The sequence below is a fragment of the Acidovorax sp. AC410 genome (assembly GCF_979253235.1).
In genome coordinates this window covers 239082-257374 of sequence record NZ_CEEDCG010000003.1, presented here as the reverse complement: position 1 = coordinate 257374, position 18293 = coordinate 239082, and the positions used below count along the sequence as shown (strand labels likewise).

The following is an 18293-nucleotide window of genomic DNA, read 5'->3' as shown; positions in this document are numbered from 1 at the left end:
GATGCCGAACGCTCGCGCCGATTCTACGAAGACCTGCTCGGCCTGCCACTGACCGACGCATTCGAGATCAGGGAGAGTAAGACTGGGCGAGAGGTGCAGGCTTTGCACCTTTTCTTCGCGCTCGCCGATGGATCCAGCTTGGCGTTTTTCGATGTGCCAGGCATGCCTTTCGAGTTCAAGGCCCAGCACGACTTCGACCTCCACATCGCGCTGGCCGTGGATACAGATGCGCTGCAGCCAATGATTGACCGTGCGCGGGCGATTGGTGTTGAGGTCCGCGGCATCAGCCACCACGGCCGAATGCGATCTATCTACCTGCGCGATCCTGATGGCTATGTCGTCGAGCTCGCTGCCCCAGTGGAAGAAGTAGCAGCGCTAGTGCCGACAGCGGACGCCCGCAAGACACTGGATGCTTGGCAGCAGCGCAAGTCCGAGACCCACCGGCTGCAAACATGAAGGTTGCAGGAGTCGTGTCGGAGGTCCTATCCCCGATGGTCAGGCACGTTGAATCCAACCGAAACTGAACGCTGCTGTGTCGGCAGTGTGAGCAGCACCCCTCAGTCTCGTCGATGGGTTATCAACATTCGATAGGCAGCAGGAATTCTTCCACAGAACAATGAGGGAAGTGACTGCCTATAAGCTTGCCCGAACACCTCAAAGCGCTTGTTGTCGGTGAGCTGATAGTCAAGAATTGGTTTAGCTGATCAGGTTCATCGGTGCGCGCATTCGAGGTCACCGTATGCACGCGCGTCCTCTACGGTCCCCTTGTGGGCCAGGAAAGGCGAGTTGTCGCCCGCGCGAACTGTGCCGTCGCCGGCTCCGGCCGCGGTGCCTAGTCGAGTGCGAATCGACATGCATTTCTTCCATGGCTCGCCCCTAGCGGGCGGCCTTCACACCCAAAGGAGTCTTTCATGAAGTCCATCAAGCGTTCTGCCTTTGCGTTGTCTCTCTGCTGCGCGGCATTTGCCGTTCAAGCTGGCGAGCTCGCACTTCAGGTCGGCATCGTTCGCGTTGCATCCGTGAGCAACGGCGTCCAGCACCTCAAGCTGGCCACCAAAGCTTCCGTCGACAGCCCCGAAACGGTGGTCTCCGTCACGCAGCCATTGCAGTCCCAAGCCAACCTGGCTGCGGGCGACGTGGTGATGCTGGTGGAGTCAGGTGACTCGAAGGTCTGGATCTTGCCCATGGGCGAGCGTACAGGCCCAGGAAGCGCCCGAAACTGATCAGCCCAGTACCCACCCACTACGCGCCATAGGTTCATCCCTATGGCGCGTTTTCATTTCTCCGTTTAACCCCGAACGTTCACGGTATGGGTGGCCCAAAAGTGGAAAAGGGCCCCAAGGGGCCCTTCGGTCCGCCGCATTCAGCAGCGCAACGGGGTTACAGGCCTCAGTCCGCCATTGCGAACTGGGACCGATCCTTATCCTTGATCCATAGTGGCGGCTTGCCACGGCCTGTCCAGGTCGCGCCTGTCGCAGGGTCCTTGTATTTGGGCGCAACCGAAGAACCGGCGGTGGTTCTACGACGAACCGGGAAAACGTCCTCGGAGGTCAGCCCGAACTCGGCAATCAGCGCACGTACTTGCGAAATAGCGTCCGACTGTTCCCTCTTTTTAGCTTCCTGAATTTGCTGATCAAGGCGCGCACGTTGTTCCAGAAGTGTTTTATAGCTGCTCATCGGTTAGAACCAAGTTTTTACGGTATTTCATCTTAAACCATATTAACTGAGCGCTGCAGCTGGTTTGCGCCAGGTTGCAAGCTCTGGTGTGAATGTCTGCCAATGGTGGATATCCATTTCATATTCTCCATCCAGGGATGGCCAGTGGTCGACGTCACTGCAGGCTTTGATCGTTGCAAGCGCGGTTGCATACTTCCTTTCACCGTTGCGGAGAAACTCGTTGCTGCACGGCATGAAATGGACGCCATGGGGGGTCGCCGAATCCACAGGCACCAGGACAAATGGCTTCGCAGTGGGGGTTTGCTCGTAGAGCACCCGGGAAAGTGTGTACATGTAGACCGAAAGGTCGTAATGCAAAGCAATCGCGTCCTTCTGGAACTGGGCTGGGGTGCTATGCCGCGTGGATTTAAGGTCGAACGTGAAATCGGGGTGCAGTAGGTCCAGGCGTGTGCGGCAGGCGATACCCGTGGTCGGGTCGTCAAAATAGAAGCTGGCCTCCACTTCCCCTTCCTCGATGTACTTCCAGAAGGGGCGACCCCGGAATGGCGCTTCCCGCACCTTGTCCGCCATGGCCTTGGCTGCAAAGAAGTCCGCCAGGCTCAGGCACAGCCGGCTCTCATTGATCTTGCGGAACTCCCTGGAAGCGGTGTCCTTGCCGAGCAGGCCGGGGTATAGGGCCACCACCTGGTTGACGGTCTCCGGCTCTAGCACCAGGGCGTGGATGAGGGTTCCAAACAGTTTCTGGGGCGAGGAGGTATTCAGCTCGGTGAGGCTCGCGATGTAGTGAGCGGGGCTGACCAAGGCCGTCTTGAGCATCGTGGATGACAGCACGTCCTTGTCCGCGTGGTACTGGGCATTCGACAGCGTGCGCTTTTCGCAGAGCTGGCGTTTGGTAGTGGTGGTGGCGTTGTGCATGTACTCAAAATACCCTGCATTGCATCCCTGTCCAGTCCCTTTGCGGGGTTGACCGAGCGATGACATGGGCTAGATTAGGGCAATGACCTTTGCACCCAGCCGACGAATTGAAACAACCAACGCAATCCAACTGCCCGAACTCTCGGACCTCCTGGCCGTGTCGCGCGCCGTAGCGCACGCCGACGACGTGACGCTGGAGGAACTGGTAAGGACAAGTCCTCAGCCTGAAGAGGTCTATCACCAAATCAGGCAGACGGCGCCGTTCGCATCGCACGCTTTAGGCAATGTCGACGCGTGCGAACACTCGGCGCTGTGGGTGATCCCCATCATCACCAGCAGGGGCGGCAAGCCCGCATCGCGCCAGGGAACAAACTCGCCGGTCCAGGGCCCGACACTCGTCGCCCAATGGATCAGCGACTGGTTCGGTTTCATGAACCAGGCCCGGTACTTCAACTTCACCCCAACCTACGAAGTCATCGCGCGGCTGACAGCAGGGGAGGTACGCGGTGCACTTGATGTCCTGGTGAGGCCGTCTGCATTCCCCGTCCCCCAGTTCAAAACAGAGGCAGGGGAACAGCCAGATCGATGCGCCGTTCCAGAGCTCGCCTTTCTGTTGGGATCGGTATCTCGCGTGAATGAGTTGCCAATCTTCCCAACGGGCGTAGGGGCTAGGGCACACGCTCTCAAAGAAAAGCTGCGCGGGGATATTGCTTTCCGATCTGCGGACCGTGCCGTCGACATGAATTCGTACTGGGCTGGGACACCGGCAAAATTCTCAGACGGGGTCTTGGAAGGATTGCTCCTATGGATCGCAGCGGTACACGCAGGATTTACGACAGAGGATTTTGATGTGCACCCGAGCGGCTTTGATGACGTAACTCTGGAGTGGACCGTGCGGTGCAATGAGAGCAACCAGCGATTGCTGCTCACGAAGCACCTCAGGTACAGCCAGCTTGGCGCAGACGGGGTCGAGTCGATTATTGCGGCGACGGCGTCCACGGAGCGCTCGGCAATGAAGGCGAGCACCGGATTCAACGGTTGACGAAAGCCCGGAATGTGTTTTCATGGTTTCAAGGAGATTTAATCCATGAACCTTTCAGCTGACAAGATTGGCCCATTCACCGAAGGCCGAGTGCAAATCGTCACACCCGAGGACGACGGTGAGTGCCATTTCGTTATCACTGGCCATGCGCATCAGAAAATGACCGATGGCGAGGTGCCCGCCTACGCTGAGCACCCCGTTGCCGAGAAGGTGGCGCCGCCAGGCGCACGGTTGCGAGAGATCCCGGTGAAGGTGATGTTCGACCAGGTCAACCACAACCTGTTCACCCGCTACGAGGCTTGGAGCCCGGGCGTGCCGGACATGCCTGTGTGCATCGGCGACGGCGCGATTGCGAACGCGGTCAACGTAAGCACCGGGCAACGTCATGCCCACGTCTGCAAGGGCCCATCGCTGTGCCGGTTGATGCTGGACAACAACCTGAACTGCTCGATCAGTGTGCGGATGCCGGTGCTGGTCCAAGGCGTTCCGCTGGAACTCAGGTCCAACGCCGTGAACACTCTTGCCGCCTTGACTGCCAAGCTGACCGAGCTGAGGGCGAGATTTGGTGGCCTGCGCCACCTGTCGCTCAAGCTGCGGATCTGGGAGAAGAGCACCAGGGCGTCGAGCTACCGTCGCTTCGGCTGCGCCACCATTGATCTGGACGCAGACGCGGAGCGAGCCGAGGTATGTGAAAGCACCGACGATCGCAATGACGGCTATGGCGGCGCCATGCAACGCGCGTGGGCGGCGACGTTCGTGCCAAGCGCTGCGGATATGCGTCCAGAGCCGGCATTGTGCCTCTCGGTTCCTGCAGGTGCACCACGCCCTGCTGTGCTTCCCATTAGGACAACACAGGCCCAGGCCGGCCTCGGATCAATGTTTTCTATCCCTTTGGAGACTGCCATGGCCTCCAATCAAATAAGCCTTCAGTAGAGCAATGAATATCGACAACGACGCGATCACCAGGGACATCGTCGGCCAGGCCATTGCGCTGCGATTTGGCCGGCCGCGGAGCACTCTGCGAGGTGCTCTGCTGCAGGCGCTGACAGCGAAGTCGGACCGTCTGTCGCGCGGGGACCAAGGGCGGGGCCTTCGGAGGGTGGTTGGGGCGAGTGTGCTCAGCGCAGTGCTACTGCCGCTGTCGATAGTCGGTGTATCGAAGGTGCTCACTTTTGTCCCTGGCCCGATCGCCAACTCTGTCCAAGGCACCGCTGAGGTGGTGGCTCAAGCTGAGGCGCCACGTAGCGCTGCGTCAGCAACCGAACGGCAGTATTCTGCCTCTGCACCTCAAGCCACGGCGGCGAGCCACACTGATGCGCAGGGAAGTACGGGGCGCCAACCGGTGGCAGCCTCGCAGGGCCCCACGGGTCCGTTACCTTCTTTCGCGCAGAGCCTTGCCGTTGCGCCGCCAGCTCGACCCGCCGCAGCAGCTCTCGCTCCCAGCACGATGCCTGCGCCAGTGCCTGCTTCACTGCGCTCGCCACTTCCGCCTGCGCCACTGCCGGTTGGTGAGTTGGTGGCGCCGCCGCCGGCGAAGCCAAAGTCGCCCGAGCCGGCCGCTGTTGGCAAGGCAGAGTCCAAGCCAGCGACTGAACCTGCCGCTTCTCTAGTTATCGACGTCGGAGAGCGCTCAGCTGCTGGGGCTGCGGCGCAGCCCGCATCGGCACCCGCCAGGACCATTCCCAAGGTGCAGCAGGCTCAGGCTACAGCGCCCCAGTTGCGGTCTGCTCCGCTGCGCGAGGAGTTGGCCACGCTGCCGGTAGTTCAAGAGGGTGTGGGCAGCGGGGTCAGCACTGGCGCGCGCTTTGCGGAGCCTGTTTCTGAGCGCTCGGCGGTGGCCGCTGTACCAGCCACGACGCAGAAGAAGCCAGGGAAGGTCACGATCGTAGACATCGCACCGGACGGCCAGAGCGTCCTGGTCACCGACCCTTCCACGCGACTTCCACTTCGCTTCCTCAAGGGTGACAAGCTACCAAACGGCCAAACACTGCAGGCCATAGATCCCACTGCCGGTCGAATCACGGCCGGCGGTGACGTGATCCGCATGGAGTAAACAGGATGAATGATTTTCTTTCCCTCGACACCGTGAGTGCGAACATCACAAATCGAGTTGCCGCTGGAGGGGTGTTGCGTGGTGATCTAAGCTGGAACGGCGGCCTGCTGGTGCAGGGACACGTCGACGGGTCGCCCCTTGTAGTCCACGGCGCACTCGTGGTGATGGACGGCGCGAGCATTCGAGGTGAAGTCACTGTGCATGGCGATGCCTTTCTCTTTGGCCAGGCCGGTGAGCACGATGTCCAGGGGGGCAATCTGCAGCTGACTGTCCATGGGATTGTGAAAATCGGACCTACCGCCAAGAGCTATGGCCGAATCCAATGCCAGTCCTTCGAGACTTATGTCGGCTCCCAGGTGAACAGCACCATTACAACCAACGTTGCCACGCAATGACCACACCTGCCAACGCGGAGCGCATCTGCATTGTGTTACGGCAGCGCGGCATTCCCGCCGCGTCGGTGCAGCAATACCGCAGCCTCCTCTCTCGGGCAAATGAAGAACTGAAGCTCACCGTTTCGCGGCACCTTGCCAAGGTGGCAAGCGCGGTCGACGATTCCCCAAGCATCAAATGGGTCTCTGCGCTCACCAAGATTGCTCGGGGAGAAGTGGTGGATACAGCGTTGTTCCAGGATCTTGCGCCCCTGGTCCCAGTGCTTGGCGCGCCGGCCTCGCCAGACACCTTGGATCCTTCCGTCGAATCCAATGCTCCCATCATGAAGACCAAGGTTGCACCAAAGAAGGACGCCGAACAGCGAGCGAAGGAGCGCCAGACCATCCACGTGTATGGGGCAAAGGCAGCGCTGTGCCTTGAACTTGACCGCTTGCGCCCCGACGACGCCGGCAGAGAAAAGGCGACCTTGACCATCGAGGCTGCGCTTCGCCGAGAGGACAAGACATATGGCTGGAAGGACAAGGTTGCCGTGCAACTGGGGCTTGCCGAATTGCCGGCGTTCCTAGGGGCCGTTATGGGCTGGGTGCCCGAATGGTCCGTCAAAGCCCACGGCTCTGAACACGACAAGGTGCTGTTTGTCAAAAGCCAGCCCGGTGGCGTTCAGATCCTCGTGGCCCAACGCGCGCTTGGACTTTCAGTGCCCGTGACCTATGCCGACACCTATGCCATTTGCAGCCTTGCCCTGAAAGCTCTCCTTGAAAACGATCCCCACCTCTCCAGTGAAACTGCCCTCCAGCTCTGCCGTCGGGCATGCGGAGGAACGGCCTGAAGCTGTTTCGAGCGCCTGGATACAGAGGTGGGCGTCTCTCGGCCGATACGCACCGCTGGCATGGGCGTTGGTAGGTGGACTTCTGGGAACGCTCGCATGGGGCGGTAAGGGCGCGCCTGCATTGGCGATCCTGGTGCCCGTGGCGGTAGTCCTCGCTCGGTCAAGGCTCGCCGTCTATCTCTACTGGGTGGCCTACCACCTGGCGGTCGTGCGAGCGTTGCCTGCATATGCCGAGGCGTGGTTTGACAGCGCTTGGCCCGGTACTGTGTCCTGGCTGCTGCTCGGACTCGTATGCGCGGTTCCCTGGACGCTGTTTTGGACTCGTAGCCAAGAGCAAGGCCGAACTGTGGTGATGGTCATCCTTGGCTTCCTGATCGCATTGCTGCCACCAATCGCAGCGGTCGCCCCTGGCCATCCGCTGGTGGCTTGGGGCTTCGTGCTCCAAGGGTGGGGGTGGGGCGGTTTGGTGTTTGGGGCCATGTTGACGGGCTACGCGGCCGCGGTGATCCGCACAAAGCAACCGAAGGTGGCATGGGCAATGATCGGTGCCGGTGCGCTGGCCCTGTGGCTTTGGGGAACCACAGTACCTCAGCTTCCAATGCGCAGCGTGGGCATGCTTCACCCCATCGGCACGAAGTTCGGGAAGCCGCCGGCCAACGATGAGGAAATGGTGACGCGCCTGGAAAAGGTCGGGACCATCGTGCGCCGCCTTGCCGCCAATCCAGATTTCGCTGGGTCTGTTCTGGTCTTCCCGGAGACGACTCTCGGTCGCTACGACGATACCTTCGCCCCGATCCTGCGCGGCGAGATCCTCGCCCCGGCACGTGAAGCCGGCATCCACTTGGTGCTCGGCATGGAGGTCAAGAACAAGGCGGGAGAGCGCTACAACGTGGCCACGCTGTTTCGGGCCGACCAGACCATGCAATCGGTGGCACAGCGGCAGCCTGCGGTTGTCTCGATGTGGGCGCCCTGGCGGGCTGGATCGTTCTCTGCTGACTGGACAAGGGATGCCACGCTGCGACTGAACAAGGACATCGACCTTCGGGTGGTCGTTTGCTACGAGGAGTTCCTGCCGTTTGTGCACCTTCTTGATGAGGCGCGAGGGCATTACATCGCCAAGGTCGTCATGTCCAACAACTGGGCGGCCAGCTCGATGGGATTGCCGATAGTGCAGCGGCAGCACACCGAGGGCATGGCCCGGCTGTTTGGGCGAACAGTGGTACGGGCGGAGAACCTGCCGATCAGCTAAAAATTTAGGGAGATACTGCCCGTGGCGGGTCGAATGCCCCCCTTCCGCGCGAGGGTCGGCTTCTACATTGATCGCAGATCATCAGTAGGAGCCAACAGTGGCAAACAAAGCGCAACACCCCTCCGAACTCAACACGACCAGTGATGAGCAACGCCAAGCCTTCATCGAGACGTTCGGTGGGGATTACACCCAGGGTTTTCAAGACCCGCTGATCTTCCGGCCAGCATCGTTCTTCAACCCGGCGGTTCGCCAGCAGTATAAGCATGACTTCAAGGTGCTCTCACGCTGCTTGTTTGCCGAGTACATCTACCGACGTCGCCCAGCGTTCAATCCAGCTGTGCTCGATCATTTCGCGAACCTGTGCACCACGAAGCTCGCCGGCATCAAGAAGCTGCTGACCCTCAACACGACTCGGGTGGAACAGCTCCTGGTCCAGAACGGGTACAAGGCTGACGGCGCTTACCTGAACTGTCAGAACAAGATCGTGCCGATCATTCACGCATCTGCCCTGCAGTACCTGGAAGTCCTTCAGTTACTGGACAAGCTGTACCAGACCACGGGCAGCGCGGTGCTGAACGGCGTGCTCTCCGCAGACCAGCGGAAAGACGCCGAGCTGACCTGCCGAAAGGCCGTGCGGGCTTTCGGATCCATGGTTCGGGCAGAGAGCATCGCCGTGCGCAAGGAAGCGCAGCGTCTTGATAGCACAGGGTCGGACCCCGAGCTGCAGCAGGCGCTTGAGATGCAGGCAAGTGCTGTTGCCGAGGCAGGCGCTGCGAGTGACGCCGAGGAAGCCGCCGACCAGACTCTTGCACTCGGCGGCGCACCTCAGGCGGTGCTTGATGGCTTGGTCGCCACAGGCGTTGCCGCAGGCAAAGGACGCAAGAGCGCTGCAGCTCCGGCGCCTGCGGCCGAGTCACTGGCAGCGGTACCGGAGAGCGCCGCTACAGCCGGTGCCTAAGCCACAAGCCATCCATCTGTTTGAGCACAACGCCCGGTCCCAGCCGGGCTTTTTTCTATGTCGCTGACACCCTCCCAGGTCGCCGCAATCGACTGCGACGAGAACCTCATCATCTTCGCAGGCCCTGGTTCGGGTAAGACGTCGACCTCGATCGCCAAGGCCGAGCGCATCCTCCAAGATCCAGCGCGTCAGCTGATCATGTGCACGTTCACCGTCGAAGCCGCAGGCGTGCTCGGTGAACGCTTGCAAAAGCGCTTCACCTCGTCCGGTGCGGACTATCCGAAGAATCGTGTTCGCGTGGGGACGTTTGACTCGTTGGCACTGTGGCACCTCAAGGACCAGGGCGCGATGAAGCACAAGCTGCTCAGCCCCAAGGCCCAGGGTCCGAAGCTGCGACAGCTAATCTTCGAGCATGGCCTGGGAAGCGCGGAAGAAATCCTGCCTTGGTTCGAGTCCTACCAGGCCACACTGGAACGCGACGAACTGGTGGCAAGAATGCGAAGGGAGATGGAGCCCGCATTCGCTCTCGTGCAGCTGTACTACGAGTGGCTACAGGCGAGTGCCATGGTGGACCTGGCAACTGTAAAGCGAACATGCGCGCTGGGCGTGTCTACCGGGCAATTCAAACTCTTTCCGTGCACCGACCTGCTGGTGGATGAGGCCCAGGACAGTGACGAGCTGCAGATGCTGATGGCCCGATCCCATGGTAGCCGGGGCGTGTGCACCACCCTGGTTGGCGACGACGATCAGACGATCTATGACTGGCGGGCGGCAACGGGCTACAAGGGTATGAAGAGGTTCGTGGAGGAATGCGGAGCGCAGATCGTTCGACTTTCCGAGAACTTCCGCTCGCATGCAGAGATTGTCGAGGCAGCGACTCGGTTGATCGCCTTCAACAATCCAGACCGGGTGGACAAGCAACAGATTGCTGTGAAGGGCACAGGCGGAAGTACGGGCGTGATGTCCTTCGGCACGCTGGAGGCCGAGTGCGAGTGGGTTGCAAAAGACATCCTGGAACGCCTGGTCGCACCCTATGACTGCGCGGTGATCGCCAGGCGCAATAGGTCGCTCAACGAAGTGGAGGTAGCGCTGACCTCTGAGGGTATCCCGCATCACAGGCCTGGCACGTCACTTTGGGACCGCGACGATATCGCGAGCTATCTCGCGCTGATGCGTTTTTTGGTCGAGGGTGCTTTGGATGGGCTGAGTCTGGCGCTCGGCTTCATGTCGGTTCCCAACGCGACGATCAATGAATTACTGTACGCACTGAGGGAGGACCCCGGCGGCTTCGCACAGGGCAGCCTACCCTCGCTGGGAACTGCGTCGCAGGAGGTTTTGAAGGTGCTCAAGCAGGTGGCTACGCAGTGCGCTCGATGGCGCAGGCGACTGGCCCAGGGCCAGCTGGTGGCGCTCATCGGTGAATCGGCTGGAGAGTATGCGATCTGGGTGCAGACGCTGGAGAACAAGGACGACAGCAAAAAGGTGAAGCGGCTGCGCGAAGGGTTGGAGTACGTGACAGCTGCACTCAATCGTCTAGAGGGAAAGATGTCCGCTCGGCTGCGCGCGCTGCTCGACCAAAAGAAGCGGGAGCCCGGTCCTGGCGTTGTGCGCTTGATGACGATGCATGCCAGTAAGGGCCTGGAGTTCGACAACGTCTACCTGGTGGACTGTGCTGAGCGGGAAGACGACACCACCCTCACGCAGGCACCGGCAGAAAGGCGCGTGCTTTATGTCGGCATGACCCGAGCGCGGCAGCACCTGCGCATAACCTACGGTGGACCACTTCCGCACTTCTTGATGGAGGCGGGATTCCAAGTCGCCAAATAGCAAAGGCCAGCCACATCAGATGTGGCTGGCCTCGCATTGTTGGATTTCAGTAGCGGAACATTCGCGGCACGTAGCCGTCAAGCATCTCGTTGCTCACGCTTGCCATCGCCGCGGCGGCGTAGGCTTCCTGGCCGGCGCGCTTGGCTCGCCGTAGCTCTTCGGAGACCGGAACATTCAGGTCTCCGAGCACCTCGTCAATCTCCGAAACGCTCAGTCGCTTTAGAAACTCTCTGCTCATCGAGGAGTAGTCCTGCAGCTTCACGTGTAGCGCTCGCAGCATTTCGCCGACCTGATGTGCTGGTGCACCTGCGACAAGCTTGCCGGCCGCCCCAGCGAGATGTTCGATCAGCTCGCTCTCGGCCATGGACAACCAGCGCTTGAGGACTCCAGCAGGAGTTGCTTGTTCGTCCAAGTCGGCGGCAGCTCGCAAGTCCCTGGGCGCGCTCCATCCACACGAAAGCATTGCCATCAGAACCGCGCGGTTCGTGGCCCGTGGCAGAAGAGACAGGTGCTGTACGAGAGCGGCCCGCCAAAGCCGGTCGCGCGAGGCCAGAAGGCCGTCTTTCCTTGCCAGCTCCACCTTCTGACCATGGCATGCCATGTTGGTGCAGACGTCCTCAAGGACGTAGGTGGGGGTGGAAACTGTTCCGCACAGCACGGCGCCGAATTCTTGGCATTCTTCTCGACAGGCCCTGGCCTGCTCCTGACCGAGGCCAAAAGGTCCCTCGGGCACGACGGATCGGAAGTGCTCGTGCTGGCTCACCGGAGCGATCCTGATGATGCGGTGCTTCGCGGCGAGTTGCTCTCGCTGTTGTTCCAAGTGGGTTTCCCATTTTGAGGTGGCGCACTCGGAGTTGACGCACATGCCCGGCTCGATGGATGTACCGAAGAGCTGAGCATGATTCGTGCTGTTGAAGCGGCATTTGCCGCAGTCGTCTTGGTTGAATGCGGCTTTTGACAGTGCTACTGCTTTCGCCTCGATGCCGCGCATCAGGTCCTCTACTCCAGGGAGCGAAGGTAGTGCGAGCAACGCTTTGAGGGCACCTTCCTGCGTCCCTGGGCGTAGAGCGCAAAGGAGGCTGGCGTGACCGCGAGAAATAGTGGCTGCGGCCATGGCGGCCAGCACACCTTCGGATGCGTACATCGCCATGCCAGGCGGCGCATCGGTTGACAGATAGTGGCCCATAAATTCCTTCGAATCGGATAGGGCCACCCATCAGGGTAGGCCCTGAGGAGGATGTTGGATGCTGCAATGGCAGCGAGGTTGAGTGCGCGGAAGTTAGCACGACTGGCCTCTTTGGCCAAGCCAATGCAGTGCTGGCCAGGTCAGAGGCAAATGCTGCCCGAAGCGGGCGGATCTGGGCCCTTGAGTCGTTGACTGCGCATGTAGTCTGGGCGGAGTAGGGAACCCAAATGCATCTTCACGACCCAGCCAGCCCGACCCCGCGCGCAGCGCGGCCAGCCACTACGCATGCAAGCGGCGTACTGTGGGCGCCGCAGGGTGGATGGGCCAGCGCTGCCGGCAGTCTCAAGCGCTTGATGGACCAGCACGGATCTGCTGCCCTCTGCCTCGTGCATCTCGACGCATCCGGGTTGCAACGCGTGCAGGAGCTCGTTGGAAGTGACTCCGGAGAAATGGTTCTAGCGGAACTCGTCTCGCGAGCTGCTCGCGCATCGCAAGCCGGCCCGTGGATAGCGTTGATGGTGGCGCGAGTTGGCCGGCACGAGTTCGTCGCTCTGTTCGGGGCTGACAGCGCGCACCTTGGCGTGGACGACCTGTTGAAGGTCATGGGCCGCCCTATTGACGGCGCAGTGCTGGGGTCGGACGCGCTGCTGACGCTGGGGTGTGCCTTTGCTCCTCCAGGCCAACCGACAGACTTGGTGGCAAACGCAAGGGCAGCTCTGGAAGTCGCCAGGCTGCGCGGACCTGGGTCTGGGTTGGTCTTTGACCCCAGCAGGACCGAGTTGTACTGCCGAACAGAACGCATGGAGGGACTGCTCGCTACGGCCATCAAAACTCGGGTCGGCCTCTCAATCGACTACCAGCCCGTGGTGGCTCGAGCCGATGTGCCGGGCGGGCCTGGCTACACCTTGCACGCGGTTGAGGCATTGGCCCGCTGGCGTTGCGCCGAGTTGGGCAAGGTCTCGCCAGCAGAATTCATTCCAGTTGCTGAGTCGGCTGGGCTGATATCTCCTCTCGGTCGCCAGGTCATGGACGGGGCGTGCAACTTCTTCAAAGTCCTGGAGCGGCTACCAGGCGCACCGGTGCTGCTGTCTGTGAACGTGTCGGCCGCCCAACTCACCCACATGGGCGTCGTCGCAGACTTCGTCGGCATTGTTCGAACTGCTGGCTTGTGGCCGAAGCAGGTGCAGCTGGAGATCACGGAAAGCATAGCGGTCCGCGGTCTAAGGGCGCGGGATCTGCTCTGTGCTTTCAAGGCGGCCGGGTTCCGTATAGCGCTTGACGATTTCGGGACCGGCTACTCATCGCTCGCCTATCTGAACGAGCTCCCGATCGACACCGTGAAGATTGATCGTTCCTTCGTCAGTGAGATCGAGTCGAGCCCATACCACCGCGCGATTGTTGAGTCCACGATCAGGCTGGCAGCTGTGCTTGGCCTGGACACCACGGCCGAGGGAGTGGAGACGGAGTTCCAGGCTGAAGTGCTCACTGAACTCGGCTGCAAGCACCTGCAGGGCTCGCTGTTCTCGATGCCTCTTTCAGAGCCAGCGATGCGGTTGTGGTTGGCAGGTGTTGCTTTGCGTGGCCTCCAGACTGGAAAGGACCCCCATACAGACCGAAACGGGCAGGTTTAGGCCACTGTTTGCCGCAGTCAGCCGTCAACAATAAGTGAACATGTCGATCTTCAATCTCTTCAAACGCGCCTCTGCGCCTGCGACAGCTCAGCACGCACCGCCTGCGGCCATCACGCCGGCTAGGGGGATGTTGGCCACGCCAGGCGCCGTGCAGTACCCACCTCACGATCCTGGTCTGCCGATAGCTCCTGTCGCAGAGTTGATGGAGGCGCAGCAGCCACTTATTCGGCGACTAAAAGTCCATGCCGCGCAAGACGCAAAGCTGTTCCAAACGCGGTTCCTGGAGCCGTTGTCCCGCGTCGCCGGCTATGTCTCCAACCTGCCCGCCGGCCCGGAGGGGATCTACTCTGGGCCAGGGGGCCTCTTCCGCGCCAGCGTGGAGCTGGCGTTCGGCGCGTTCCAGGCCGCGGACGGCCGGATCTTTACCGGTACGCTTGGGGTGGAAGAGCGTCATCGGCTTGAGGTGCGTTGGCGCTACGTCTGCTTTTTGGCCGGGCTACTGTGGCCGCTTGGCCGGACGTTGGAGCAGATCAAGGTGACAACCGCTGCGGGAGAGGCGTGGCCTGTGCGGGCGATGCCAATGGAGCAATGGCTGGCCCAGGTTCATGCCGATCGGGTCTACTGCGCCTGGCCAAGGGCTGGTGTGACGCCGGGTCCCGCGTCGACGAGCGCTGCGCTTGTGCTTGCCATTGCGGGCGACGCGCCATTCCGCTGGATAGAGGAGGGATCGCCCCAGTTGGCCACCGCGCTGCTGTCTATCGTCACAGGGGCTAGGACGGAGCAGAACGGGAATGCGTTTGACGTCGTGGACGGGATGTGGCGCAAGATCTGTGCTGCAGAAATCGCACGACAGCCCCAGAGCTATGGTCGCCTGCAATTTGGTACCCACGTGGGCCCGCACCTCGTGGACGCAATGCGCACCTTGTTGGCGGATGGCAAGTGGACCCTACAGAAGGCGCCGCTGTTCGTAGATGCGAGCGGGGTGTACCTTGAGTGGCCGCGGGCCGGTGAGGACATCCTACTGCTGCTGCAGAAGTCGGCGCCTCAGGTGGCGACGACGCTTGGCGGGCTGCTGCTTCATCTTGAAGATGCAGGCCTGATCCAGGTCTCTGCGGGTATGGGCCCGTTCTCGGAGATTGCCGACGAGGATGGCGAGGTGGTAGCTGCGGTTCGGCTTGCCAAGGCTGATAGCCTCATCGATGGATATTTGCCGAGCGACTTCTCAAAGTCGCGACCAGTGGCGATGTCCGTCGTCCGGCGAGACGATCCGCTGCCCCCTGTAGCCAGCGCGCCAGCGCCGCCCGCGGCGCCCAGAGTGGCGGATGGCCCTCCACCGCTGCAGGCGCCGAAGCCACCGGCGCCCGGTATGAGCATTCTGGAGTCTACGCTTGCAGTGGCAGCCCCGGCCGTCGCCAAAAGCCAGGATGAGGCGGTTGGGACTGCTGGCGATCCGGTGGATGCCAAGGTGGGTGAGGGACACGGCACCGCGAGTAGAGCTGGTGCGGCTACCAGTTCGGCACCCCAGACTGGCAACGTGGCCACGGACAAGCAAGTCAACCAACTCGCTGCGCCCAAGCCGCCAGCCCAGGACTCTGGAAGCGGGGGCGGCGGGGTGCCCGAGGGCGCTGAGGTGCGCCATGCTGAATCCCTTCCGAAGGACGTTCGTGCCGTCCTCAAGCCCTATATAGCCGAGCAGCTGGCCCAACTCGTGGCCCTGTGCAAGGTGTCGCAGGGGCAGACCCGAACTATGACTACCGGTGTCGCGGTGCCCATGGCAATGCTTGCCGAGGTCGTGGCGAGGCCGCCTGACTTCCTGCAGGCCTTGGTCAGTGCTGGCTTTCTCCATGTTGATCCGTCCACACCTGGACGCTTGGTTCAAGACATCGTCATACCGGAAGGCACGGCGAACAAGGCCGTGTGCTTCATCCTCTCGACTATCCTGACGAAGAAAGTAGGCCTCTGATGGCGAAGCCAAAGGAAATCGAGTCGCTGCTGCGGCCAGTGTTCGAGGCCCGCTCTTCCTTGCTGTGGAGTTTCGCATTCGTCTGGTGTGTGCTGGTGGGCGCAGTCTTTCAGCTGGGCTGGTTCGCTGTCGCCGGGCTGTGCCTTGTCACTGGAATGATGGCGCTGCGGCGGGGCGTCGTGGCCAGGACTATGGTGGTGAAGCAACTGGCGCTCATCGGCAGGCCGGTCGAGATCATGCCCGTGCGCAATCTACTGGACGCGATGCCAGCGATCGGGAACAACCTGTGGCTTGGCCGGGGATGGCGGTGGGAGCCGAGCCATACAGCGCTGGCATATGAGGTTAGCAAGCGCGATCTTTCTGAGATCTACCCGGAGCGCTGGATGCTGCGCTTGCTCGGCATCAAGCGGAACCCTGCTGACGAACGAGGCCTGCAGTGGATCCACGGGTTACATCCGGAGGAGAGCGATGTGACCGTGTCCATGGATGCTTTGAAGGGGCACTGCGCCATCATTGCAACGACCGGAGCCATCAAGACCAGGCTGGCGGCGCTATTCATCACCCAGCTGATCGCAAAAGGTGACGTGGTCATCGTCTTTGACCCGAAGGGCGACCATGAGCTGCGCGAGATCTGTCGCTTGGCTGCGGAGTACACGGGCATACCTGACAAGTTCATGATGCTGCACCCGGCTTTCGCGAGCAAGTCCATCAGGCTGGATATGCTCAAAAACTGGGATCGTGTGTCGCAGGTCGCATCGCGGATCTCCATGGTGTTGGGCAGCCAAGAAGGCGATTCGTTCAAGGAGTTCTGCTGGAACGCGGTGCACCGCATCACAAACGGCATCAAGTACGTCGGCCGGCGCGTGAATCTGCTCACGCTGAAGATGGCGATGGAATCCCGTACCTCAGTGGAGCGCCTGGCATACGAGGCGCTGAAGAAGTTCTTCACCGAGGAAGCTCCCCAGTTGCGCGATCGCGTCACTCAGGAACTCAACAAGTTGGCCGGGGAGAGCAAGCGCCCGCCCAAGAAGGGCGCTATCGAGACGGGCTCGCCGGAGCTCACCGCCATGATCATGGTCTTCCTCGCAGATGTGCCGGAGAGTCCGGCGGAGTCAGAGCGCGTCGGAGTCCCCATAAAGCCCGAGGAGGTGTCCGGGCTCGTGAACATCCTTGAGGCCAACAAGGAATGGTTCGGCAAGATGATCGTGTCCATCCTTCCAATGCTGACGAAGCTGACGACAGACGATCTGCGCGGGTTGCTGTCGCCGGACTACGAAGACCTCACCGACGAACGGCCGATCATGGACATGAAGCGCATTGTCGAGGGCAGGCACGTTCTGTACATAGGCACTGACGCCCTGGCCGATCCCTCGGTGGGGAAGGCGCTGAGCGCAATGTGCATGGCCGACCTGGCATCGGTTGCGGCGGAAATCTACAACCACGGGCTTGAAGGGGATGATGGAAGTTCTCCGCGGCGCATCCACCTGGTGGTCGACGAGTGGGGCGATGCAATGTGCGAACCGCTTGTGCAGCAGGCCAACAAAGGCCGCGGGGCTGGGGTCTTCATCTGGGCTTTGGGTCAAACGTTCTCGGACCTGGTGCATGCATTCGACGGCGATACAGCATCCGCCAAGCGCTTCATGGGCAATATGAACAACCTCATCATTGGCGCTATTCAGGACCCGGACACCCAAGAAATGGTCAGCGAGAAGTTCGGCCTGACCAACATCAAGGTCTTTGGCGAGTCCAAGGGCGTGGGGAGCAAGACCGAGGACACCGGCATGGAGTTCTCGGCAAACCATGGGCTGAGCGCGAGTGACAAGGAAGTGCCGCTGATCCCCCCTGAACTGCTGCCCCAGATGCCAGACCTTCAGTATTTCGCGCTGCTCAACCGGTCTTTCAAATTCAAAGGCCGGATTCCGGTCGTGCAACTCCAATAGACGCAATTCCAACCCATGGCAGTTATCCCACTACGCCCAGCAGCAGAACCATCCGACGTCGCCCAACTAGGCGCGCCTCTGACCCTCAAGGGATGCGACCGGATCTACGAGTTCGACGTCGATCGCCATATACCCCTCGATCTCCATGCAATCACCGAGAGCAGCGAAATGAAGAAGGCAATTCGGCTCCACTGGGTGGTGTATCCAAACCTCAAGGCAGCGTCCGAATCGATGGCCCGTACCGCGGGTGCGCAGTGGGGCAGGCAGCTAGGTGTGCCACTCCTGGTGGAAGGGTTCGAGGCCGCCACGCGAGAGGCGGTGCGCGCCGTGGGCGAAGGTGAGGGGCACCGGGCGGTGTTCAGTTCGTACTTGAACGCGCTGGCAGGCACCCTGAGCCAGTTGGCGGTGCATTCGACGATCGGAGAGTCTCCACAGGGAATCCTTGAGTGGGATCCACTGGCCGTGGGATTCGATGACTGGGTTGCCGGCGGAGCGATTACCAGGGTGTGTGTGTATGGCGCTCACACCGTGGATCGGGACATGCTCGCGGGCTTCAAGGTAAAGCTCCTGGCAATGGCCTGTTCTCCCAAGGATCTGGGAATCGCTTTGCGCTCGATGAGGTAGCACGCA

General features: G+C 61.2%; 16 protein-coding genes. 13 read left to right on the top strand and 3 right to left on the bottom strand.

The genetic code is table 11. The features are described 5' to 3' along the window. Both AC0IZS_RS34445 and AC0IZS_RS34440 read left to right on the top strand, forming a co-directional pair. A partial coding sequence (locus AC0IZS_RS34445; RefSeq protein ID WP_471639799.1) for a VOC family protein occupies positions 1–456 on the top strand: 456 nt, incomplete at its 5' end. A 455-nt stretch (positions 457–911) separates the two neighbouring features. Continuing rightward, positions 912–1223, top strand: a complete 312-nt coding sequence (locus AC0IZS_RS34440) for a hypothetical protein (protein ID WP_436220327.1) — start codon at positions 912–914, stop codon at positions 1221–1223. Between the two features lie 166 nt (positions 1224–1389). Here AC0IZS_RS34440 and AC0IZS_RS34435 read toward each other — a convergent pair whose 3' ends face one another. Both AC0IZS_RS34435 and AC0IZS_RS34430 read right to left on the bottom strand, forming a co-directional pair. After that, positions 1390–1677: an H-NS histone family protein gene (locus AC0IZS_RS34435; RefSeq protein ID WP_436220328.1), complete on the bottom strand. Its 288-nt coding sequence runs from the start codon at positions 1675–1677 to the stop codon at positions 1390–1392. A 42-nt stretch (positions 1678–1719) separates the two neighbouring features. After that, positions 1720–2592: a PD-(D/E)XK nuclease-like domain-containing protein gene (locus AC0IZS_RS34430; RefSeq protein ID WP_436220329.1), complete on the bottom strand. Its 873-nt coding sequence runs from the start codon at positions 2590–2592 to the stop codon at positions 1720–1722. An 82-nt stretch (positions 2593–2674) separates the two neighbouring features. Between AC0IZS_RS34430 and AC0IZS_RS34425 the strand changes: the two genes are divergently transcribed. The 7 genes from AC0IZS_RS34425 to AC0IZS_RS34395 all read left to right on the top strand — a co-directional run bounded on the left by AC0IZS_RS34425 (position 2675) and on the right by AC0IZS_RS34395 (position 10943). After that, positions 2675–3634: a hypothetical protein gene (locus AC0IZS_RS34425; RefSeq protein WP_471639798.1), complete on the top strand. Its 960-nt coding sequence runs from the start codon at positions 2675–2677 to the stop codon at positions 3632–3634. A gap of 45 nt (positions 3635–3679) precedes the next feature. Then, complete coding sequence (locus AC0IZS_RS34420; RefSeq protein ID WP_471639797.1) at positions 3680–4567, top strand: recombination directionality factor; 888 nt, start codon at positions 3680–3682, stop codon at positions 4565–4567. Positions 4568–5692: 1125 nt separating this feature from the next. Beyond that, positions 5693–6082: a bactofilin family protein gene (locus AC0IZS_RS34415; RefSeq protein WP_471639796.1), complete on the top strand. Its 390-nt coding sequence runs from the start codon at positions 5693–5695 to the stop codon at positions 6080–6082. Then, a complete protein-coding gene (locus AC0IZS_RS34410; protein ID WP_471639795.1) occupies positions 6079–6909 on the top strand; it encodes a hypothetical protein in 831 nt (276 codons plus the stop codon). Before AC0IZS_RS34415 ends, AC0IZS_RS34410 begins: the two co-directional genes overlap by 4 nt. Before the next feature lie 346 nt (positions 6910–7255). Then, complete coding sequence (locus AC0IZS_RS34405) at positions 7256–8158, top strand: carbon-nitrogen hydrolase family protein (protein WP_471639794.1); 903 nt, start codon at positions 7256–7258, stop codon at positions 8156–8158. A 97-nt stretch (positions 8159–8255) separates the two neighbouring features. Then, a complete protein-coding gene (locus AC0IZS_RS34400; RefSeq protein WP_471639793.1) occupies positions 8256–9116 on the top strand; it encodes a hypothetical protein in 861 nt (286 codons plus the stop codon). Positions 9117–9173: 57 nt separating this feature from the next. Next, positions 9174–10943 (top strand): ATP-dependent helicase, encoded by a 1770-nt coding sequence (locus AC0IZS_RS34395; RefSeq protein WP_471639792.1) that lies wholly within the window; start codon positions 9174–9176, stop codon positions 10941–10943. Between the two features lie 46 nt (positions 10944–10989). On the opposite strand, the gene AC0IZS_RS34390 is transcribed toward AC0IZS_RS34395, so the two are convergent. After that, on the bottom strand, positions 10990–12129 hold the full coding sequence (locus AC0IZS_RS34390; RefSeq protein ID WP_471639791.1) for a hypothetical protein: 1140 nt from the start codon (positions 12127–12129) through the stop codon (positions 10990–10992). A 353-nt stretch (positions 12130–12482) separates the two neighbouring features. Between AC0IZS_RS34390 and AC0IZS_RS34385 the strand changes: the two genes are divergently transcribed. The 4 genes from AC0IZS_RS34385 to AC0IZS_RS34370 are packed head-to-tail and all read left to right on the top strand — an operon-like array spanning position 12483 to position 18287. Then, entirely contained in the window at positions 12483–13760 is a 1278-nt protein-coding gene (locus AC0IZS_RS34385; protein WP_471639790.1) for an EAL domain-containing protein, read from the top strand. A gap of 40 nt (positions 13761–13800) precedes the next feature. Then, on the top strand, positions 13801–15723 hold the full coding sequence (locus tag AC0IZS_RS34380) for a TraI domain-containing protein (RefSeq protein ID WP_471639802.1): 1923 nt from the start codon (positions 13801–13803) through the stop codon (positions 15721–15723). Continuing rightward, positions 15723–17663, top strand: coding sequence for a conjugative transfer system coupling protein TraD (gene traD / locus AC0IZS_RS34375; protein WP_471639789.1), 1941 nt, complete (start codon positions 15723–15725; stop codon positions 17661–17663). Before AC0IZS_RS34380 ends, traD begins: the two co-directional genes overlap by 1 nt. A 15-nt stretch (positions 17664–17678) precedes the next feature. Then, complete coding sequence (locus AC0IZS_RS34370; protein ID WP_436220341.1) at positions 17679–18287, top strand: hypothetical protein; 609 nt, start codon at positions 17679–17681, stop codon at positions 18285–18287. Positions 18288–18293 lie beyond the last annotated feature (6 nt).